A 21,536-nucleotide genomic window follows, 5' to 3' on the forward strand; every position below is an offset into this window, starting at 1 on the left:
TCTATTTCACCGCACCAGCTGTGAGACCTTTGACGATGTAGCGCTGCCCGAACAGCAGGAACGCCAAGGCCGGGACCAGCGACAACGCGGCCGTGGCCGCCATCTCGCCGTATTTGATCTCGTAGCCTTGCGCGAATTTGGCGATCGCAACCGGGATCGTGGCGGTCTGCTTCGCGGTCAAGTTGAGTGCGACGGCAAATTCGTTCCAGCTGAAAATGAACATTAAGATCGCGGTTGCCGCCAAGCCCGGGGCAACCAGCGGCACGACGATGCGCCAGATGAGGAAAGGCGTGGAGCACCCGTCGATGCGGGCCGCCTCTTCAAGCTCGATGGGCACGTCACGCACGAAATTCGTCATGAGCCACAACGCCATCGGCAGATGCACGGCGACATGGGCCAAAACCAAGCCCAGATAGGTATTGTCGAGACCGATCTCGCGATAGAGCGGGAACCAGGCCGCAACCAGCGTGATCGGCGGCACCATATGGAATACGACGGCCCATCCCAACATCGTGTGCACCGCCCAGCGCGGCGTGCCCAGACGTTCTATCGCATAGCCGCCCAGCGTGGCTGCCACGAGAATGACAAGCGTGCTGCCGGCCGCTACGACAAGACTGTTGAACGTGTTCGACATGAATTCGGTCGAGCGCGAAAACAGCACCTCGCGAAAGCTTGCCAAGGTCGGCGTGAAAAACACCTCGCCCAGCAGCAGCGAAATCTGCGACTTGAATGCGGCTGCGATGATCCAGACGAACGGGATCAGCACAAGGGCTGCGACAAGCAGCAAGCCCAGATGAAAAGCCGGAACCGCGCGTTTTTCCCAGGGATTCATGCGCGCGCTCCGTAGCGTCGGCTGGCGGCAAGCGAGCCGACGATCAGCAAAGAGATCCCGAACAGCACCGCGATCGACATGGCCGATCCGTAGCCCATGCGATCTTGCGTGAAGAACGTTCGGTAGATCGTGTAGCTCAGCACTTCGGTCGCCGACCCCGGGCCGCCGCCGGTCAGCAGATAGATTTCGTCGAACACTTTGAGCGACGTCACGAAGCGGAATAGGAACGTGACCACGATGACCGGCATCATCATCGGGATCAGCACATAACGCAGCTCGGTCCAGGTACCCGCCCCGTCGATGCGCGCGGCTTCCTGCACGTCTTGCGGCAGCGATTCGAAGCCCGCCAGAAGCAGCAGGAAGCAAAACGGCGTCCAGTGCCAGATATCGACCAGAATGACCGACGGCAACGCCCAAGCGCGTGTCCCCAGCCAATCGACGGGATGGAGACCGAGCAGCCCGACCGCCCCGTTGACCAAACCGAAATCGAAATTGAGCATGAGCTTCCACACCGCACCGATCAGAATGCCCGGCACCAGGATCGGCAGAATGAAGATCGTGCGATACAGCGTACGCCCCGATCGAATGCGCGACACCGCCCAGGCCAGGAAAAAGCCAAGAACGACTTGGATCGTCACGCCGACAACCGCGAAGATCGCCGTGTTGCCTATGCCAGCTTGCAGCAGTTCATCCTCGGCAAGGCGGCGATAATGCGTAAACCCGACATAGCTCCACACCGAGTGGCCGGCGACCCATTTGATCTCGTGCACGCTCATCGCCATCAGGTTCAAAACCGGCAGCAGCGACATTGCGACGAAGATCACGGCTGCGGGCGTGAGCGCAATAGCGCGCCATTTGCGGTCGATTTGAATGCCCTGTGCGGTCATGTCATGCGCCGTTCCGTCGGCCCGCTTGCTTGCCTTGGCAAGCTTGCGGGCCGAACTTGGAACGCCCCTTTTCTACAAAGCCGCGATCTTGCCGGTACGATATCCGGCCCGCTCCATAATCGCGTGCGACTCCTCGGCGATCGCGTTGAGAGCGCGCGTCGTCGTCAGCTCGCCGATCACGGCTTGGTTCAAGCGCAGTTCGAGAACGTCGCCGATTTGCGCGCCCTCGGGCACGCTCCACATCAGCTTCACGAACTCCGAGCTTTGCGCCATCGCTCCCATCCAGCGATTCTTGGGCTCGCGCATCAGTCCGGCGTCCGAGAGCACGTCCTGGCGCACGGGCGGAGCCCCCGCCGCCATGTATTTGAGCTGCGCATCGCGGGTCTGGAACCAGTTGAGGAACGCCAAGGCCGCTTCCTGGCGCGGGCGCGGCACGTTCTTGGGGATGCCGGCGAGCCAATGGCCCAAAACCGGAGCGGGCTTGCCGTTGGCCGAACCCGGCACGCGGGCAGCGTTGAGTTTGCCCACGACTGCCGACTTGGTCGGATCGTCCAACTGCGACCAAGCGGCGATCACTAGCATGGCGTGTGCCGCGCGACCCGTGGCGAGGTTCTGGATGATCTGCGCTTGCGCAAGGCCGCCGGTCTGCGGATGGCCCGCTTCCTTGGCCATGCGAATGTAGAAATCGAGCGCTTCTTTGGCCTGCGGGCTGTTGATGGTGATGGTGTAGTCGCCCTTGGGCTCGTCGCGGAACAGACTGCCGCCATGGCTGTAGAGATAGGGCCACCAGTCGTAGGAAACGTCGTTGGGCGCACCGCGTGCACCGCGCTGCACGATGCCGTAGATGCGCGGCGGATTGTGCAGTTTCTTAGCGTTTTCGAGCAGCTGGTCCCAGGTTTCGGGAACCTTCAATTTGTGTTCCTCGTAGAGGTCGGCGCGATACAGCAGCAGCGGAATATTGCCGTTGACCGGCACCGACATGAGCTTGCCGTTCGGGTCGTGCGATTTGGCGGCTGCGTTCCAGTAGACCGTATTGTCGTAGCGGATCATCTGCGGATCGAGGCGGAAGGCCGGATCGATGTCGTTGATCGGCGTCAAGAAGCCGCCATGGTACATTTCCTGGTAGTAGAGGCCGTTCATGATCAGCAAATCGAACTGGCCGTCGCGCGCCCGCACCGAAGCACGCTGTTTTTCGAGGCTGCCGCCGAACGGATTGACGTCGAGATTGACCTTATTGCCCGATTCTTTTTCATAGGCCTCGACGGCACCACGAAACCCGTCGAACCAAGGCGAGTTGTTGATGACGATAGTGAAAGGTGCGCGACGTGCAGCTTGCGCGCGTGCACCCGGCGTCCAGGCCAGCGCGGAAACGGCAGCACCGGCCCCGACAAGCATTTCGCGGCGATTGGGTCCTTGCGACATTTGATTTCTCCCCATTGTTTTTACTTTTTCGGATCGGCAGCGTAAGTCAGGTCGCCGTCACGTTATTGCGTTCAGCAAGTTTCTTCATCGCCTCGTATTGGCGCGCGATTTCAGCTTCGAGTTCGGCACCTTTGAGGAAGACCGCACTCATGTTGAACTCGGCGTATTTTTGCACAACCTCAGGATCGTTCATTGCGGTGCGCAGAGCATCCGCAAAGCGATCGACGCGTGCGCGCGGCGTCGCTTTCGGCATCCACCACCAGTAATTCAAGTTGAGCAGTAGGTCTGTGCCCTGCTCGCGCGCGGTCGCAAGGTTGGGCCAGCTCGCCAAACGCTGAGGAGCAAAGATCGCGACGATCTTCAGATCGCCCGAATCAACCAGCGGCTTGGCCTCGTTGACCGTAAGAAACGCGCAATCGACATGTCCGCCCGCAAGGGCCGTTCGCGTCGGGCCGCCGCCGCCCGTGTTGACGTAGCGGAACTTCGTGCCCGTCGCGTCACCGAGAGAGAGAAAAAGAAAATGGTTGATCGCGCCGATCTGCACGCCGGCCTTGAGATCGCCCGCCTTCGCTGCAGCCAGAAAAGCCGGCAGCGTCTGGTAGGGCGCCTTGCTGTTGACCACCACTGTCACGTATTCGGTCGCGACTTGGGCGACTTGGGCAAAGGCTTCGGGGCCGAAATCCATCACCTTGAGCGTCGCCGCCGTCAGCAACGCCTGGTGGATTGCAAGCACCGTGTGGCCGTCAGGGGCCGCATCCCGGACTTGGCGATTGCCGATCGATGTGCCGCCGCCAACGACGTTCGAGACCGCCAGCGGCTGGCCCAATGCCCTCTGTAAAGGTGCTTGAAAGAAGCGCGCGATGTAGTCAGCACTGCCGCCGGGTGGATTGGGCACGACGATGCGGACAGGTTTGTCGGGATAAGTTTGTGCCAAGGCGGGGACGGCCAGCGATACGGCCAGCGTTCCGGCAACAAAGTCTCTGCGCTTCATGCGTTTTCTCCCGTTTCGTTGATTGGGCGTCAGGCGGGCATTGGTGCTTGCCGCTTGCGCCGATAGTCGCGCCAGAGCGGCCATGCAAACATCAGAACCGAGACAAAGAGAAAGAGGAGTGCCACCGGTCGTTCGACCAGCGGCATCAGTGAGCCGTTCGATCCCATCAGCCCGGCGCGCAACTGCGTTTCGGCCAGCGGCGCCAGTATCAGGCCGATCACGAACGGCCCCAACGGTACGGCCGCCAGCTCGAGCAGAAATCCGACCACGCCGAAGCCGATCATTGTCCAGACATCGAACATGCGGCCGTTTTCGGCGAGCGCCCCGATCACGCACAAGACGATGATGATCGGAAGCACGAACGCGCGCTGCACGTACATAAGGCGCGCGATCATCATGCAGCCGGCAACCATCATGACGAACATCACAATGTGCGCCGCGAGATGCGTTGCCATCAAAGCGCTGACGACTTCGGGCGAATTCGTGAACAGCGTCGGCCCCGGCTGCACGTTGTGCATGAGCAACCCCGCCAGCAGGATCGACGCCGCCGGGCTGCCGGGAATCCCGAGCGTGATCATCGGAATGAGCGCGCCGCCCGTATTGGCATTGTTGGCCGTTTCCGAGGCCACGATGCCGTCTTCGAATCCGGTGCCGAATTTTTCGGGCGTCTTCGACATGTTCTTGGCGGTCGAATAGGCCACGATCGAACTGATGCTGGCGCCCACGCCCGGCAATATCCCGATCCAGACGCCGATGACCGCCGACCGCGCGATATTGAAGGCCTGTCCCAGATAGTCCTTGGGCGACAGAAAAATCCCCTTAACGCTGGGGTCGAGCCGTTCAAACTTTTGGCGCGCGTGCATCGCATCGGCAAGGACCTGGCTGATCGCAAATGCGCCCAGGATGACCGCAAGGTAACTAAACCCGCCGACCATTTCTTCGTATCCGAACGTCAGACGCATTTGGCCCGAGGTTTCGTCGATGCCCGGATACGAAACGAGCATGCCAAACAGGCCCGACAGCAATCCCTTGACGACCGAGCCCTGGCTCAATGCTGCGATCAGCACGAGCGCCATGAAGACCAGCGCAAAATTCTCGAACGGCCCGAACACCAAGGCGAGCCGCGCCATCGCCGGCGCCAGTGTCACGAGGGCCACCCACGACAGCACCCCGCCGATTAGCGACGCTGAAATTCCGAGCCCCAAGGCGCGGCCGGGCCTGCCGCCGCGCGCCATCGGAAATCCGTCGAGCGTGGTAACGACCGAAGCGGGTTCGCCCGGAATGCGCATCAACGTTGCGGTAATGAGCCCGCCGGAAATGCCGCCGACATACATCGAGGTCATCAAGATGACGCCATCGACGCTGCTCATGCGGTAAGTGAACGGCAAGGACAGCGCGAGCAACGCTCCACCCGTCAGCCCTGGCAGAGCCCCCACGACGATCCCCAGAAACGTCCCGACAAGCAGAAGCAACAGCGGCCCGCCGCTCACCAGATGCAAGAAACCCTGGACAAGATCCATATCCGCGGCTCCTAGGGTAAGTCGATCAGGAGGGCGCGGAAGCCATAGTCGAGTCCGACGCTACCGAGCAGAGCGACCACGGCCACGACGGCAAGCGATCGCGGCGTGCGATCGCAAAGCGCCGCACCGAAGACCAACATAAAGAGCACCGAGGCCGCCGCAAAGCCGGCCAGCGGGATCAGCGCCACATACAAAAACGACAGGACCACGGCATAGACCGAAAAGCGCGGAACGACCGCATAGCTGTCGTCGATCGCTTCGGACATCGTGAACAGCGACATTGCAGCGCCGCGCGTCGAATGCTTCAGCAGTACGCGCACGAGCAACGCGCTCGCCAGCACCAGCACCGATACCGCCGTCCAAAACGGCACCGCCGCCGCACCAACCGGATCGTACGGTGCGCGCGGCTGGTTGCGCACGCCCCACATGGTCATCAGAGCTACCGCCATCATTGCCAGCGCGAACAGCGCGTCGGCACGCGCGGATTTCGGTTCCTCTGTCGCGGACGGATCGCTCATCGAAGCGCGCGGCGCTGCATTGTTGCCCCTCCCCGTTCGATCGGCCGCTTTGCGGCTCGATCTCAGTTCTTGCAAAACCCTCGCATAGCAGTCAGAACCGCACAACGCCCATCTGGTCCCAAATCCATAACCATAGGGAATGTCGATGCAGCTTCAGCAGATGCGCCATGTCGTGGCCGTCATCGAACAGCGCAGCCTGGCAGCGGCGGCAAAGACGCTCGGCATTTCACAGCCCGCCCTCAGCAAAAGCCTCCGGCGGCTCGAAGCATATCTTGGTGTCAAACTGTTCGAACGCACGCCGCGCGGCATGCTGGCGACCGAGTTCGGACGGGAGTTCGCGCAGCATGCGCGCGCGATAGCGCTCGAAGTGAACGAGGCCGAGCGCGCGGTCGGCGCCATTCGCGACGGGCGCGAGGGTCGCATCGCGATCGGTTCGGCGCCCAGCGTGATCGCGAGCGTTCTGCCCGTCGCGACCGCGCGCCTGATCAAGAGCCGCAACGCGCTCAAAATCACCGTCGTCGGCGGGCTGCACGACAGGCTATTCGAATGGCTGCGGGCGGGCGAGATCGACGCCGTCATTTCCAATCTGGTCGATCAGCCCGACAATTCGGATCTGGTGCAGGAAACCCTGTTCATCGATACCGTCGTCGTCGCATGTCGGCCCGGACATCCACTCCTCGAAAAGCCCAATGCGTCGCGAAAGACGCTCGAGCAGTTCCGCTGGATCCTGCCCGCAAGCACAATCGTCACGCGCCAGCATCTGGAAATAGCGCTCAAATCGCACGGGCTGGCGGTGCCCAATCTGGCGATCGAAACGAATTCGCTCGCCTTCATGCGCGCAATGATTCTCGAGACCGACTTTCTTGGCTACCTGCCGTCGGTGACGATGGCGCCGGGCCGCGAGTGTGCGGGCGCCATCCCGGCTGGCATCGACTGGCTGGACTGGCATCGGCCTGTCGGCCTTACCTTGCGCGCCAAAGGCGTGCTGTCACCCGCGTGCCGGCGCCTGATCGCGGAATTGCGCAGGGCGTGCGCGGAGCAGTTTCCGACAAACCACAAGACGACCGCGCTCAAGGTCACGCGCAGCGCAAGCGCCAAGACCGCCGACCGGCACGGACTTGTGTGACGAAGGCTGCCCCGGCCGGAAGTTGGGTTAGCGCGGATAGGGGCGATGCAGCGCGCACGCGGGATTGAGACGCACGCCGAAACCCGGCTTGTCGAGCGCCGAGACTTTCATGCGGCCTCCGACCGGTACGGGTTCGTCGAGCAGCAACGGCGAAAACATCGGCACAATCCGGTCCGCCTGCGGCGCCATCATCAGAAACTCGGCGAACGGACTGTTCGTGCGCGTCGCGACGAAATGGTAGCTGTAGACGCTCGAGCCGTGCGGCACCACAAGTGCGCCGTGCGCATCGGCAAGCGCCGAAATCTTGACGAGTTCGGTCATGCCGCCGCACCAGTTGACGTCGGGCTGGATGATGTCGCAACAGCCCATTTCCAGCAGCAGCCGGAAGCCCCAGCGCGTGGCCTCGTGCTCGCCCGTCGTCACCAGCATGCCGCGCGGCACGTTGCGGCGCAGCTCCGCGTAGCCCCAATAGTCGTCGGGCGACAGGCACTCCTCGATCCATTTGAGGCCGTAAGGCGCGCACGCGTGCGCAAGGCGCATGGCATAGTTCAAATCCAGTGCCATCCAGCAATCGAACATCAGCCAAAATTCGTCGCCCACGCGCGCGCGCATCGCCGCCAGTTTCTCGACGTTTTTGCGCAGGCCGGCTTCGCCTTCAGCCGGACCGTGCTGCAGCGGCATTTTGCCGCCCACGAACCCCATCTCCTTGGCGAGGTCGGGGCGGGCGGTCGTCGCGTAGAAGGTAAACTCATCGCGCACCGGTCCGCCCAGCAAGGCATGGACCGGCTCGCCGCGGATCTTGGCCAGCAAGTCCCACAGCGCCAGATCGACGCCCGAGATCGTGTTGAGCACGACGCCCTTGCGACCGTAGAACTGCGTCGCGAAATACATCTGGTCCCAGATTTTTTCGATCTCGGTCACGCAGCGCCCTTCAACGAAGCGCGCGAGGTGCTTCTCCACGATGAAGGCACCGATCTCGCCGGCCGTAGTGACCGCGAAGCCAACAGTACCGTCGCTTGCCTCGATCTCGACGACCAGCGTGCCGAGCACGTTGATGCCGAACGACTGACGGCTCTGTCGGTACTCGGGGTATCTCGCCATCGGCGTGGCGATATGGTCGTCGATCCAATGGTCGCGGCTTTGGTCGTGATAGTCGGCCCCGCCGCCACGCACCGTGAAAGCGCGAATATGCTTGATGGTCGGCATGGCCATGCGCAGATCTCCCTGAATTTTTGATCAAAGATTGACTCTTCTTGTGTATCGACTAACATAATCACGGGGAAAAATTCAAATGATTGACATTTCTTGATCAATCTCGGGGGCGTTGATGTCGGTTGCGATCGCAGCAGGGTCGGTGTGTGCGCAGTTGCGCAAAGACATTCTGGCGGGACTATTTGCCTTCGGCGGTCGGCTAAAGATCGACGATCTAGCCGCGCGCTACGCAACTAGCCACATGCCGATCCGCGAAGCGCTGCGCCAACTGCAGGGCGAGGGGCTCGTCACGGTCGAACCCAATCGGGGCGCGCGCGTGCGCAGCATCGACATCGAATTCATCCGCGACATTTTCGACCTTCGCGTGGCGCTGGAGGGCATGCTGGCGCGGCGCGCTGCCGAGCGCATCACCGTTGTGCAGATCGCACGCATGGCCGCCATCGAAGAAAAGCTCGAAGCGAGTGCCGCACGCAAGGATTTCACAGCCGTACTTGCGGCGAATCAGGCGTTCCACGCCGTCATCAACGAGGCGGCCGGCAATGTCGAAGCGATCCGCGTACTCGAAGTGCACTGGAACCTGATCATCGCTCTGTGGGGCCGCCACGGCTACGGCACAGACCGTGCGGCGGGTGTCATCTCGGACCATCGCCAGTTGCTCGTCGCGTTGCGCGCGCGCGATGCCGAGGGGGCGGTGATGCTGGCAAGTGCCCATGCCGTCAAAGCCAAGCAAGAAATGCTTCGCCGTTTCGAAGCCAGCGCCAAATCGACCAAGGCCGCATGACACGAACGATCACCACCATCGAACTGCTTGGATTTCGCGCCAGCGACAAGACGGTATGGGTGTTTTTGCGCGTCGCAGACAGTGCAGGCGCCGTGGGCTGGGGCGAGGCGACGCTCGCGGGGCAAGAGTCGCAGCTTGCGGCGGCCCATGCAAAGCTCGAACCTGCTTTGCGCGGAACCGCGGCCGATTCCCGGCGCAATTTGTTGATCGAGTTTGGCGCGACCGTGTCCGACCGAGCGACCGCCGCGATCGTCAGCGCCGTCGATCAAGCCTTATGGGATCTCGACGGCCAGCATGCCGGCACGGCGTTGCACGTGATGCTTGGCGCAAACCCGCGCAGCCAAGTGCCGCTCTACGCCAATATCAATCGTCGGACGCGCACGCGCACGCCCGACGGGTTCGCTGCAAGTGCGCAGAAAGCGATGGCGGACGGGTTCGGCACGTTCAAGATCGCACCGTTCGATGGCGTTGCGCCCGGCAGCGCTTCTGGCGCCGAGCACGGGCTTGCCTGCGCAAGGGCTGTGCGCGACGCGATCGGGCCCGCGCGCGCGCTCTATGTCGATTGCCATTGGCGTTTCGACGAGGCCAACGCCGTCAATGCGCTCGACGCCCTCGCTGAGATCGGCATTGGCTGGTTCGAATGTCCGCTGCCCGAACGCCCAGAAAACTTCGCGGCACTCGGCCGGTTGCGAAAGAAAGCCAATGCGCGCGGCATTTTACTGGCGGGCTGCGAAACCGAAACCGCATTGGCCGGCTTCATGCCCTATATCGAACGCGGGCTCTACGACGTGCTCATGCCCGACGTCAAATATGCGGGCGGACTTGCCGAGATGGCGCGCCTATCCAATTACGCCGCACGTCACGGTGTCGCGATAGCGCCCCACAATCCGAGCGGGCCGATTTCGCACGCGTATAGTCTGCATCTGGGCGCAACACTCGCCGGATTTTCGACGCTCGAACACCAGTATGACGAAACACCGGCGTTTTTCGACATTGCGACTGGCGACCTGCCGCGCCCGATCAATGGCGCAAGTCGCCTGCCGGGCACGGAGGGTTTGGGGGTGGGACTCGACCAGGCCGCGTTGACAGATATCGGATCGACCACACGCGGAGCGCACGAACGGGAGACGGCCGGATGAACGATCCGAATCGCCCGAACCTGCTGTTTTTGTTTTCCGACCAGCATGCGCGCCACGTGACGGGTTGCTACGGCAATACGGTCGTTGCAACGCCCCATCTCGATCGTCTGGCGGCAGGCGGCCTGGTTTTCGACAACGCCTACTGCCCCTCGCCGATTTGCGTGCCGAGCCGCATGTCGATGCTGACCGGCTGCTATCCGAGCCAGCAAGATTGCTGGACCAACGACGATTTTCTTGCCTCCGATCGCGCAACATGGCTGCATGCGGTAGCTGCCGCCGACTATCGCCCGATACTTGTCGGCCGGTTGCACGCGATGGGACCCGACCAGATGCATGGCTACGCCGCACGCGAGATCGGCGACCACAGCCCCAACTGGGCCGGCATCAAGCGCCACAATCTGGGTGTACTTGCGAACGCCAACGATCCGTACCGGGCGAGCCTCACGGCCTCCGGCATTGGGCAGAGTGCCTACGAAGTCAAAGACATCGACGCGACGCAGGCGGCGTGTTCGGCGCTTGACCGGTTTGCGGGCGGGGCTGAGCCGTTTTGCCTCAGCGTCGGTTTCATCTTGCCGCATCCGCCCTATGTGGCACGGCCCGAAGACTATGCACGGTTCGAAACGAGCGTCGGCTTGCCGCGCCTGCGGGTTCCCGACGAAGAGCACCCGTGGCTTGCGTGGTGGCGGCGCGATCGCGGCATCGCGGACGCGACGGCGGAAGAGACGCGGCGCGCGCGGCGCGCCTACTTCGCGCTCGTCACGCGCCTCGATGCAATGATCGGACAGATCCTCGACAAGCTCGAAGCAACCGGCCTCGCCCGCAACACCCTTGTCGTCTACAGCTCCGACCATGGCGACCAGCTGGGCGAGCGCGGCCTGTGGTGGAAACATACATTCTATGAAGAGTCCGTCGCTGTACCATTGATCTTGCGCTGGCCCGGGCGACTGGCCGCTGGCGAGCGACGCAAACAGATCGTTAATCTGACCGACGTCAGCGCGACCATGCTCGATGCGTTGAGTGCGCCCGCCTTGCCCAATGCATCGGGCCGAAGTTTCCTTGGCGTCGCGCGCAATGCGACTGCTTCTTGGGACGATCAGACCTTCTCAGAATACTGCACCGATGCAGTGCCCGCCTGGACCGGTGGCCAAGCCGTGCGCCAGCGCATGATCCGCCGCGGGCGCTGGAAGCTTGTCTATTATCACGGCTACGCGCCGCAGCTCTTCGATCTTGTTGCAGACCCCGACGAATACCGCGATTGCGCCGCCGACCCAACCTATGCCGAGACCCGCGCCGAATTGACAACGCGCCTGCTGGCCGATTGGGATCCGGACGAGATCGAGCGGCGCATGCGCCGTCGACGCGCCGACAAAGACCTGATCGGTACATGGGCACAAAAGACTGCACCCGGCGACCAGTATCGCTGGGAGATGCGTGCCGACCAAAATCGCCTCGACGCATCGCCGCCATGACACGTGACAAAAGCCGCTGACGTGTCATGCTTGGAGCCGAAAAAAGACAAAAGGGAGGAATGAAAATGGTCAGAAAACTCGCTGCAGCCTTGGTCGCCATGTTTTTTGCCGCGACGCCCGCGCTGGCCCAATGGCCCGAGAAACCGATTCGCGTGATCGTGCCGTTCGGCCCCGGCGGGACGACGGACATTCTCGCGCGCACGATGCAAAAGGTGATCGACGAGAAGAAGATCGTCGCACAGCCGGTCGTCATTCAGAATGTCGGCGGCCATTTCTCGGTCGGCGCGCGCCAAGTCATGACGGCGGCACCCGACGGCTACACGTTCCTCGCCATCCATTTGGCGCTGCTCTCGGGCGAGATCGTCGATCCCAGTCGCGGCATTTCCTACCGCAACTTCGAACCGGTGGCACTGACCGGCGGCTTCTGCTTCCATCCGATCGTGCGCGCGGACGCGCCTTACCGCACGCTCACGGAGTTGCTGACGGCGGCCAAAGAACGGCCGAACACGCTCGTTGCGGGCGTCAATATCGGCGCACTCAACCATATGGGCGGCCTGTTCTTGGAGCAGGGTTTTCCGGGCGCCAAATTCCGCTACGCGCAGATCGGCGGCGGCGGCGAAAACTTCGCGGCCATTATGGGTGGCCACACACAAATGACGATCCTGTCGAGTTCGGAATACCAGACCTACAAAGCCAACGGCGTGCGGGCACTGGGCTATACCGGCCCCGCGCGACTGGCTCTCGAGCCCGACATCCAGACGACGCGCGAGCTTGGCCTTGGATTCGACTATTGCGCCGAAAACTTCTGGTTCGCACCCAAAGGGACGCCCGCTGCCGCGATCGAAGGGATGGCCAACGCGCTCGAACGCGCTACGGCAACGCCCGAGATGAAAGACTTCTTCAATAAGCAAGCCCAGACCGGTCAGTTCCTGCGCGGCGCTGCCTTCGCCAAGCACCTCGTCGATATCTACCAAATGATCGAACCGGTCGCCAAACTCGCAACACCGCCCCAACAGCGCTAGACGGACCGGCCGTGCCCGATAGCCAAGCGGCAAAAGAACGCAAACTCGACGCGGTCGGCGGCGCCGTCGTCGTCGCCATCGCAGCAATCATGTACGTCGCCGCGAGCAGGGAACCGCCCGCCTTCTACGATCCGCTCGGGCCAGGTTCGATCCCGATGGCGGTGTCGGCATTGCTAGGCTTGCTTGGTCTCGTGCTGCTAGGCCGCGCGGTGCTCGGCTGGCGCACGGGCCAAGCCACGCAAGCGATGATCTTGGGGCTCGATAGCGACGAGTCCGTCGATTACGCGCTGCGGCCGGGCTTGGCTGCGTTCTGCTTTGCGATGACGGCGGCATACACGGTGGCACTTGAATTCCAAGTGCCATTCATGTGGGCGACGTTCACCTTTCTGTTCGTATCGGGAGCAGCGATGGCCGGATTCAAGCGTCGCGAAACCGCTTGGGTTCTGGCCGCCTCGATCGCCGGTACCGGGGTTTCTGTCTATCTGTTCCAGTACGTGCTGCAGGTGAACCTGCCATGACGTTGCTCGATGCCTTCCAGCATTTGATCGAGCCGGCGCCATTCCTGCTGATGATGATCGGCGTAACTGTCGGCATTGCGGTGGGCGTCATGCCGGGCATTACGGCCGGCATGTTGATGGCGCTGACCTTGCCCTTCACCTATGCGATGGCGCCGGTCGATGCGATCATTCTGCTGATCTCGATGTTCGTAGGCGGCGTGTCCGGCGGCCTTGTGACCGCGACCCTAATGCGCATTCCAGGCGAGCCGTCGGCGATCATGACCACGCTCGACGGCTACCCGCTCGCCAAAAAGGGTTTTCCAGGACGCGCGTTGGGTCTTGGCAATGCCGCTTCGATCGTCGGCGGCATCGTCGGCTGGATCGCTCTTGTTATGCTGACCCGGCCAATCGCAGATTTTGCCGTGCAGCTCGGACCGTGGGAGAATTTCTCGCTGGTCCTCACAGCACTCGTGCTCGTCTCGTCGCTTAGTCGCGGCTCGTTCCTCAAGGGCATGATCTCGGCCCTGCTGGGCGTGCTGCTCGCCCTTCCCGGCGTCGACCAGACGTCGGGTCTTGTGCGCCTGACCTTCGGGTTTGACGCGATGACCAACGGGTTTCAGTTGCTGCCCGTCGTCATCGGTCTGTTTGCGATGTCGCAGCTCGTCGCCGATACGATGCATGTGAACCAAGGAACCGACCATATCCGTGCCAACATGAAGGGCGTGCTGATCGCATTGAAGGACTACACAACACACGGCTGGAACATGCTGCGCTCGTCGCTGATCGGGTTGTGGATCGGGATCCATCCGGGTGTGGGCGCAACGGTTTCGTCGATCGTCGCCTACACGGTCGCCAAAAACATGTCGAAAACGCCCGAAGAGTTCGGCAAAGGCAGCGAGGAAGCAATCGTCGCGGCCGAAAGCGCCAACAACGCCACGACGGGCGGCACGCTCATTCCGCTGCTGGCGCTCGGAATTCCCGGTGGCATTGCCGATGCGATTCTGCTCGCAGCGTTGGTGATGCACAATCTACGGCCGGGGCCTCTACTGTTCACGACCAATCCCGAAATCGTCAACACGATCATGGCAACGCATCTGGTGGCGCATCTGGCGATGTTCGCGACGATGACGCTTGGCACGCTCGTCTTCGCGCGCCTAATGCTGATTCCGCGTGCGATTCTGTTTCCGCTGATCATCGTCTTCTGCGCGATCGGCGCTTTTGCCATGGACGGCCAGATCTCCGACGTTTGGATCATGCTGCTGTTCGGCCTTGTGGGGCTTGCAATGGAGATCGCGCGCTTCCCGCTTGCCCCGTTCGTGATCGGCTTCGTGCTTGCACCCTTGGCCGAAGGCAAACTGCGCTCGGCCCTCATGATCTCGGATGGGTCGCTATGGCCGCTCGTGACGCGGCCGATTTCGCTGCTGTTGCTGCTCGTGTCGGTCGCGTGTTTCGTGTGGCCAATCTGGCGCGAATGGCGCCAGCGCCGCAGATCTACTGCTTGACAGATCCCGCTGCCAAGCCCGCGACCATGTAGCGCTGCAATGGCAAGAACATGAGCAGCGTCGGTAGCGTCGTGAGTGCGGCACCCGCCATCACGTTGCCCCAATCGGTTACGTTCTCGCCGAAATAGATGTAGAGCGCGAGCGGCATTGTCTTCATCTCTTCGCGAGTCAGGATCGCGACCGAAAAAAGATACTCCGACCAACACAGCAAAAACGCGTAGGTCGCTGTCGCCACGATGCCTGGAAACATGATCGGGAAAATCACGCGCCAGACGACTTGGACATAGCTCGCTCCGTCCATGATTGCCGCCTCGTCGAGGCTGCGCGGCACCGAGCGCAGATATCCAACCAGCAGATAGATCGAGAACGGCACAGATACGGCGATATAGACAAAAATCATGCTGATCCAACTATTGAGAAGCCCCATGCGCGCGAACAGAATAAAGATCGGCGTCACAAGAATGATCCACGGAAAGGTCTGGCCGAGCAGAATTGCGCCAAACAGCGTGTCGCGCCCGCGAAAGCGCAGTCGCGAGAACGCATAAGCCGCATTGACCGAAATGACGGTCGATAGCACGACGGCCGTCGTGCAAAGAAAAAGGCTGTTGAAAATGTTGTGGCCAAATCCGGCATCCATCAAACGCGTATAGTTGGCAATTGTCCAATCCCAGTTTCGCGCCGAAAACATCGTCTCAGGTGTCTTGAGCGACGCGACGAACACCCAGAATGTGGGATAGACAAGAAAAGCCAGTATCGCGGCCGTGGCGGCCACCGTGGCAAGTTCTCCCGCCCAATTTTTGGCGTCGCGCAGGCGCATCACTTGCTCTCCTCGACAAGTTCGCGCTTTGCGATGACGCGCAGATAGACAAGCCCGAAAAGCGTCATGACCGTCGCCATGACGACGCCTGTCGCGGCGCTGTAGCCGAGCCGCCCGTCGATAAATCCCTTGATGTAGATTTCGGTCGCCATCACGTTCGTGTAAAGCCCTGGCCCCGCACCAGTCGTCAGCCACACATAGACGAAATTGTTGAAGGTCCAGAAGGTCGACATCAGGACCATCACGATGATGGCCGGCTTCAGATGCGGCAGATAGATGTAACGCAGCAATTGCAGCGGGCCCGCGCCGTCGATCTCGGCCGCTTCGACCAGCTCGGCCGACAGCGACTGCAGGCTCGCCAAGAACGTGAGCGTAACAAGCGGCAACGTGTTCCACGTAATGATCAGCAGGATGGCTGGCCACACCCAGTTTGCGTCCGACAGAAACGGGATTGCCTGGTCTACGACGCCCGTCGCCGTCAATGCGGCATTAATCGACCCGACACGCGGATCGAGCATCCAGCGCCACACAATGATCGCGACTACCGGCGGCGTTGCCCAGGGCACGATGAGCAGCAGACGGGCCGCCGTTGTCAGGCGCCATTTCCGCAAAGTCCGGCTGTTGAGCAAGAACGCAAGCGCGAGCCCCAGCACGATCCTGACCGTTACGCCCGCAAGTGTGAGCCAGACGACCGTGTTGAACAGTACGCGCCGAAAATCAGGACTGGTCAGCAGTTCGACGTAGTTCTCGACGCCGATCCAGTCGCCGCCACGACGCAATGTGAATATTCCAAGATCGGTCAGGCTCGTTTGGATATTGAAGACGCTCGGATAGACATAGAAGCACGCCAGAAAAAAGAAAGCGGGCAACAACGCAAAGACGAGAAAGCCGCGTGGTGTTGTATGCATCGTTCCCGCTTCCGTTTCGTCGAACCGATCAGCGTTGCGTGCGCGCCAATTCGCGCGCGATCGTCTCGTGCAGTTCGGCCGCCGCGACCGCCGGGGTTTTTTCGCCAATGAAAACCGACCCGGCCGCACGCCCGACCGCGTTCCACATGAACGGGATTGGCACGGGTCCGGTTGCGTAGGGCCCCCAACTGCGGGAATTGGCGAGTTGGCGCGGATACCCCGCCAGTTCCGGCGCCCAGTTGCGGCTCGTCAGCGCCGAGCGCTGGGCGGGCGTGTAGTTCGTGTAGTGCTTCGTGAAGGTCGGCTCGGGCGTAACCAGGAAGCGGATCAAGCGCCACGCCTGCTCGACATTGCGGGCATTCGGGCTGATGCCCAACATGCGACCGCCGAAATTCGTGACCGACCCGTTGCGCCCGCCCGGATGCGGCGCGGTCGCGAAGGGTGCTTTTTTGCCGGGATTGCGCTGCTCCCACTTGGCGAGAATTTCCATCGCGACCGTGTCGGGGACGCTGGCGATGGCCGTGTTGCCGGACAGCATCGCTTCGACGAGTTCGGGAGCACCCCACAAACAGACCGACATATTGCTGCGCGGATTGTGGCCCTCGTCAATATAGCTTTTGAAGTACTCGAGCGCTTCTTGCGCTTGAGCGGGTGTCACGCCCATGACGTATTTTCCATCGGCGGCTTTGTCGATCCAGCCCGGTCCATTCGACCAGAAGAAATAGTTGATGTAGAACCAAATCGACGGCGTGGCGCAGCTCCCCGCCGGAAAGCCCCAGCCGGCTTTGCCCGTGCGCTGCGCCACCGTGCGGCTCGCCGCGCGCAACCCGTCCCAACTCGTCGGAAAGGCAGTGATGCCGGCCTGGGCGAACATCTCGGTGTTGTACATCATCGTGAAGGTGTCGGTCGTCCACGGCACGGCATAGATTTTTCCGTCGGCACCTTCGGCCAAATCGCGCGCGAAGAAATCTTCCCAACCTTTGGCGCCGAGCGACGCGCCGTCGCGCTTGATCAGATCGTCGAGGGCGCGCAACGCCCCGCCGCCGCCAAACGAGCGCGGTTGGACGAAGGAGATGTGCACGACGTCGGGCGCGGTTCCGGTCGCGGCTTCGCGCAAATACTGGGCCTGCATGTCGGCCCAGCTGATGCGCTGCATGTTGACCTTGATCGTCGGATTGGCCCGTTCGAACTCGTCGAGAGCGGCACGCATCTGCGGCGCTTCGGGATCGTTGAAGCGGAACGTGATCGTCGTCGGCGTCTGCGCCCGAATGGCGGGTGCGGCGAGAATTCCGGCGGCCGCAGCGCTACCAACGACAAAACTGCGGCGGGCGATTTTCTGGTGCATGGTTTCCTCCCGAGTTGTTTTTTTTGGATTTCAGTTGGGCAAAGGCGCGTCGATGTCGACAAGTCCGTCGGCACGCAGTTTTTTCCAGAATTCTGCAGGAATAGTGGCGCTGCAGGCCGCCAGCGCCGTCGCGACTTCGGCTGGCGAGCGATATCCGGCAGCCACACTGGCAATCGCCGGATGGGCGAGTGGGAACTGCGTCGCTGCGGCTTGCAGCGAAATGCCGTGCTGCTTGCACAGCGTTTCAATGCGCCCAACGCGCGCCAGGATGTCCGGCGGTGCGGGCGCATACCAATAGACCGCCCCGGGTACCGCCCCGGAAGCCAAGATTCCTGAATTATAGGGTGCTGCGAGCACGATCGAAATGCGTTTGCGCACGCAAATCGGCAGCAAAGCGCCAAGCGCACTCGTATCAAGCAGCGTGTAGCGGCCGGCCAGCATGAAACAGTCGAAATCGCCGTCGGTAGCGTAACGCTCGAGAATGCCGACATCGTTGATGCCGACGCCGATGGCCCCAATGGTGCCCGCTGCACGCAGTTCGGCCAGCGCTTTGTAGGCGCCTGTCATCGACTCGACGTAGCGCTGTGCGAGCAAGTCGCCCTGCCATTTTGGCGTCATGTCGTGGATATAGACGATATCGATCCGTGCCATCCCCAAACGTTGCAGGCTGTCTTCGATCGAACGCATCGCGCCGTCGTAGGAATAGTCGTAAACGATATCGAAAGGCAGCGTCGTCGAAAATGGCCCCACCGACCGCGAATGCTGCAATTGCGGCTTCAACAGTCGGCCAACCTTAGTCGACACCACGTAGCGCTCGCGCGCGTGGCCGCGCAAGGCTTCGCCCAAACGATGTTCGGAAAGTCCGTGCCCGTAGAAGGGTGCTGTGTCGAAATAGTTGATCCCGGCCGCCAACGCCGCATCGACGGCCGCACGCGTCGCATGGTCCGGCACGTCGGCCAGCAAGTTTCCAAACGGTGCCGCGCCAAAGCCGAGTTGCGAGACCGCCAGCCCCGTCCGACCGATCGTGCGCCGCTGACTCGGAGCGAAGCTCATGGAACGGCCTTCTTCGCACGGTTGCTCGCGACGTTGTGGACATGCACGTGTTGGCCCTCGGCGATGTCGCTTGTGGCAAGCGCGATCGCCGCGCCGTATTTCAGGACCGAAGCACCCTTGGCGATCGCGACCGTCGCTATCTTGTGGCCGAGCGCGATCGCGTCGATTGCCGTGACCTCGCGAATTCGTCCGTCGATCCGAACGGCGACACGCTCTCCCGCAGCAACATCGCGCAAGACCACCGCAACGCTATCGCCAGGGTGGATCGCAACGGCCGACCATGTGGCGCCCGCACTCACGATGCGGTCCTTACCTTCACGCCCGCCTTCTCTTCGCGCATCTTGACGAAGACGCCGACATCGTTGGCGCCGAAACCCTTGTCGAGCCCTTCTTGGCATGCCGCCAAAGTCGCGCGTCCGATCGGCGCGTCGAGCCCCATCGCGTCGATCATCTGCATTGCGATGCGGCAATCCTTGTGCGCCAAGCGCAGCATGAAGCCCGGCGCGAAATCGCCCTTCAGCGGGCGCAAAGGAAACGCCACGGCCAGCTGGCTGTTCCACGCCATCGTCTTTTGCATGACGCTGGTCATCGTCTCTAGCGTGAGGCCCGCCTTGATTCCGGCGGCCAGAATTTCGGCGTTCAAGGCGACCAGCGTTGTCGCCAGGAGATTGTTCGTCGCCTTCATCGCGTGCCCGTTGCCGAGCGCGCCGCACGCAAAGAAGTCCGTGCCCATGCAGTCGAGGATCGGGCGGGCGCGGGTCACCGCCTCCGGCGCTCCGCCCACCATCAAAGTCAGCGTGCCGGTCACGGCGTGGTCGGCCGTCTTGCCGACCGGACTGTCGACCATTGCGCAGCCTTTCGCCGCAAGGGCCGCACCGATCTTGCGCGTCGTCTCCGGGGCACTTGTGCTCATGTCGATCATCATGGAGCCGGGCTTGATGCCCGCCAAAATCCCATCCGGCCCGAGGGCGACGCGTTCAACATCCGGTGCGTCGGGCAGCATAGTGATCGTGAACGCACTCTCAGCAGCAAGTGCTGCAGGGGACGCGGCCGCGGCCGCCCCAAGTGCCACCAAACGCGCGACAGCAGACGCATCGATGTCGAAAACCCCGACGCGGTGCCCCTTCTTCAGCAGGTTCGCCGCCATAGGCGCCCCCATGATTCCAAGGCCGATGAAACCGACATTTGCCATCTTCGCCTCCCTACATCGACGCGCCGACGCGCACGAATGCTTCCCCGCCCTCGCCGTGGATTTCGCCCCACGTCGCAGCGCCTGACGCAACCGCCAGAACCGTTTCGAACAAGCGCTCGCCGAGCGGTCCGATATCCTCGCGCCCGAGAAACGCAGCACTTGCATCGAAGTCGATCTGGTCGGGCAGCAACTTTGCCGTCTGCGGTCGACCGGTAATCTTCACAGTCGGTGCGATCGCACTGCAGAAACTGTTCCCCGCACCCGTCGTGAATAGCATCAGTTGCGCGCCCGACGCCGCAAAGCCCGTCAGCGACTCGGGCGAAAAACTCGGCCCGTCCATCAGATGCAATCCCGGTACGCTCGGCCGCTCGGCCACTTGCAACAGACCGCGAATTGGCCGCGCGCCCGTCTTGGCAATGGCGCCAAGCGATTTCTCTTCGATCGACGACAAACCGCCACGAATGTTTTCGCTGCCTGGATTGTTGCCGGTAAGGCTTTGACCGCTTGCCGCGACTTCGGCTTCGCGGCGAAGCACGGCGGCAACGATCGCCTCGGCGACCATTGGCGTCGCGGCGCGGCGCGCCAGAATATGCTCGGCGCCGAGCCATTCCACCGTCTCGCCGACGACAGCCGTGCCGCCCGCATCGACAAGCCGATCGACACAACTGCCCGCAACGGGATTCGCGACGAGCCCCGATGTTGCGTCCGAGTGGCCGCATTCGACGCCCAAGAAGAGACGCGACGCAGGCTGGCGCGTGCGCTGAAGACGCGAGGCCGCATGCACCAGTTCGCCCGCAATGCGAATGCCCGCCGCACTCGCCGCAAGCGAATCTTCGTGGGTGTCGTCGAGGGCGACGATGCGCACCGGCTTGCCGCCCGATGCGGCCAAGGCCGCGATATCGTCGACTGCGCGACGGTCGGCGCCAACGATCAAGACTGCCGCGACATTGGGGTTGAGACACAGCCCTCCCAGTACGGCGCGATGCAGGGTTTTGTCGGCGCCATACTGCCCGCGCCCGTAGGGCGTTTCGACCAGCAATGTGCCTGCGACAGAATCCGCAATGCGCGCGGCAACGCGGTTGACGAGCCCCAGAATGGAGACAACTAGAACATGGTTACGCACGCCCACACTGCCGTCGGCACGCAGATATCCCATGAATGTCGCCGACAGGCCGTCCGACAAAGCGCCCCCCATACCGGCCCGATGCGCACTGCATCGCACCACAAGTTTCTTGATATTTCCTCAATGTTAGCGCATACATATCAATAGGCAAGAAAAACATTTCCGAACGGCTGTCTCCGA

Annotated in this window: 21 protein-coding genes; 7 read left to right on the plus strand and 14 right to left on the minus strand. The window is 62.1% G+C overall.

Features of this window, described 5'->3' with window-relative positions:
* Position 1: 1 nt before the first annotated feature.
* From O9320_01400 to O9320_01425, 6 genes are all read right to left on the minus strand, one after another.
* A complete protein-coding gene (locus O9320_01400; GenBank protein ID MCZ8309479.1) occupies positions 2–832 on the minus strand; it encodes a carbohydrate ABC transporter permease in 831 nt (276 codons plus the stop codon).
* On the minus strand, positions 829–1,719 hold the full coding sequence (locus O9320_01405; GenBank protein ID MCZ8309480.1) for a sugar ABC transporter permease: 891 nt from the start codon (positions 1,717–1,719) through the stop codon (positions 829–831). Before O9320_01405 ends, O9320_01400 begins: the two co-directional genes overlap by 4 nt.
* A gap of 72 nt (positions 1,720–1,791) precedes the next feature.
* Entirely contained in the window at positions 1,792–3,141 is a 1,350-nt protein-coding gene (locus O9320_01410; protein MCZ8309481.1) for an extracellular solute-binding protein, read from the minus strand.
* Positions 3,142–3,187: 46 nt separating this feature from the next.
* Positions 3,188–4,132 carry a tripartite tricarboxylate transporter substrate binding protein gene (locus tag O9320_01415; GenBank protein ID MCZ8309482.1) on the minus strand — a complete coding sequence of 315 codons (945 nt, stop codon included), beginning with the start codon at positions 4,130–4,132 and terminating at the stop codon, positions 3,188–3,190.
* Between the two features lie 29 nt (positions 4,133–4,161).
* On the minus strand, positions 4,162–5,652 hold the full coding sequence (locus tag O9320_01420) for a tripartite tricarboxylate transporter permease (GenBank protein MCZ8309483.1): 1,491 nt from the start codon (positions 5,650–5,652) through the stop codon (positions 4,162–4,164).
* 11 nt (positions 5,653–5,663) lie between these two features.
* Entirely contained in the window at positions 5,664–6,170 is a 507-nt protein-coding gene (locus tag O9320_01425) for a tripartite tricarboxylate transporter TctB family protein (GenBank protein MCZ8309484.1), read from the minus strand.
* A 145-nt stretch (positions 6,171–6,315) separates the two neighbouring features.
* Between O9320_01425 and O9320_01430 the strand changes: the two genes are divergently transcribed.
* Complete coding sequence (locus O9320_01430; protein ID MCZ8309485.1) at positions 6,316–7,296, plus strand: LysR family transcriptional regulator; 981 nt, start codon at positions 6,316–6,318, stop codon at positions 7,294–7,296.
* A gap of 27 nt (positions 7,297–7,323) precedes the next feature.
* Here O9320_01430 and rhmD read toward each other — a convergent pair whose 3' ends face one another.
* The gene (gene rhmD, locus O9320_01435; GenBank protein ID MCZ8309486.1) at positions 7,324–8,508 is read right to left on the minus strand and encodes an L-rhamnonate dehydratase; all 1,185 of its coding nucleotides are present in this window, start codon (positions 8,506–8,508) and stop codon (positions 7,324–7,326) included.
* Between the two features lie 115 nt (positions 8,509–8,623).
* Here rhmD and O9320_01440 point away from each other — a divergent pair, with 115 nt between their 5' ends.
* The 6 genes from O9320_01440 to O9320_01465 all read left to right on the plus strand — a co-directional run bounded on the left by O9320_01440 (position 8,624) and on the right by O9320_01465 (position 14,918).
* Entirely contained in the window at positions 8,624–9,289 is a 666-nt protein-coding gene (locus tag O9320_01440) for a GntR family transcriptional regulator (GenBank protein MCZ8309487.1), read from the plus strand.
* Positions 9,286–10,428 carry a mandelate racemase/muconate lactonizing enzyme family protein gene (locus tag O9320_01445; protein MCZ8309488.1) on the plus strand — a complete coding sequence of 381 codons (1,143 nt, stop codon included), beginning with the start codon at positions 9,286–9,288 and terminating at the stop codon, positions 10,426–10,428. The genes O9320_01440 and O9320_01445 overlap by 4 nt, the downstream gene beginning before the upstream one ends.
* Positions 10,425–11,897, plus strand: a complete 1,473-nt coding sequence (locus tag O9320_01450) for a sulfatase-like hydrolase/transferase (GenBank protein ID MCZ8309489.1) — start codon at positions 10,425–10,427, stop codon at positions 11,895–11,897. Before O9320_01445 ends, O9320_01450 begins: the two co-directional genes overlap by 4 nt.
* 65 nt (positions 11,898–11,962) lie before the next feature.
* Positions 11,963–12,919, plus strand: a complete 957-nt coding sequence (locus tag O9320_01455; GenBank protein MCZ8309490.1) for a tripartite tricarboxylate transporter substrate binding protein — start codon at positions 11,963–11,965, stop codon at positions 12,917–12,919.
* 11 nt (positions 12,920–12,930) lie between these two features.
* Entirely contained in the window at positions 12,931–13,437 is a 507-nt protein-coding gene (locus O9320_01460) for a tripartite tricarboxylate transporter TctB family protein (GenBank protein ID MCZ8309491.1), read from the plus strand.
* Complete coding sequence (locus tag O9320_01465; GenBank protein ID MCZ8309492.1) at positions 13,434–14,918, plus strand: tripartite tricarboxylate transporter permease; 1,485 nt, start codon at positions 13,434–13,436, stop codon at positions 14,916–14,918. Before O9320_01460 ends, O9320_01465 begins: the two co-directional genes overlap by 4 nt.
* On the opposite strand, the gene O9320_01470 is transcribed toward O9320_01465, so the two are convergent.
* Genes O9320_01470 through O9320_01500 form a run of 7 tightly spaced genes read right to left on the minus strand, consistent with a single transcriptional unit; the run spans position 14,908 to position 21,455 of the window.
* The gene (locus O9320_01470) at positions 14,908–15,735 is read right to left on the minus strand and encodes a carbohydrate ABC transporter permease (GenBank protein MCZ8309493.1); all 828 of its coding nucleotides are present in this window, start codon (positions 15,733–15,735) and stop codon (positions 14,908–14,910) included. The genes O9320_01465 and O9320_01470 overlap by 11 nt on opposite strands.
* Positions 15,735–16,643: a sugar ABC transporter permease gene (locus tag O9320_01475; GenBank protein ID MCZ8309494.1), complete on the minus strand. Its 909-nt coding sequence runs from the start codon at positions 16,641–16,643 to the stop codon at positions 15,735–15,737. Before O9320_01475 ends, O9320_01470 begins: the two co-directional genes overlap by 1 nt.
* A 28-nt stretch (positions 16,644–16,671) precedes the next feature.
* Positions 16,672–17,988, minus strand: coding sequence for a sugar ABC transporter substrate-binding protein (locus O9320_01480; protein ID MCZ8309495.1), 1,317 nt, complete (start codon positions 17,986–17,988; stop codon positions 16,672–16,674).
* A gap of 30 nt (positions 17,989–18,018) precedes the next feature.
* Positions 18,019–19,041: an aldo/keto reductase gene (locus O9320_01485; GenBank protein MCZ8309496.1), complete on the minus strand. Its 1,023-nt coding sequence runs from the start codon at positions 19,039–19,041 to the stop codon at positions 18,019–18,021.
* Positions 19,038–19,340 carry a UxaA family hydrolase gene (locus O9320_01490; protein MCZ8309497.1) on the minus strand — a complete coding sequence of 101 codons (303 nt, stop codon included), beginning with the start codon at positions 19,338–19,340 and terminating at the stop codon, positions 19,038–19,040. The genes O9320_01485 and O9320_01490 overlap by 4 nt, the downstream gene beginning before the upstream one ends.
* On the minus strand, positions 19,337–20,233 hold the full coding sequence (locus tag O9320_01495) for an NAD(P)-dependent oxidoreductase (protein ID MCZ8309498.1): 897 nt from the start codon (positions 20,231–20,233) through the stop codon (positions 19,337–19,339). Before O9320_01495 ends, O9320_01490 begins: the two co-directional genes overlap by 4 nt.
* Positions 20,234–20,243: 10 nt before the next feature.
* A complete protein-coding gene (locus O9320_01500) occupies positions 20,244–21,455 on the minus strand; it encodes a UxaA family hydrolase (GenBank protein ID MCZ8309499.1) in 1,212 nt (403 codons plus the stop codon).
* Positions 21,456–21,536 lie beyond the last annotated feature (81 nt).

The organism is Magnetospirillum sp., assembly GCA_027532905.1.
GTDB lineage: Bacteria > Pseudomonadota > Alphaproteobacteria > CACIAM-22H2 > CACIAM-22H2 > Tagaea.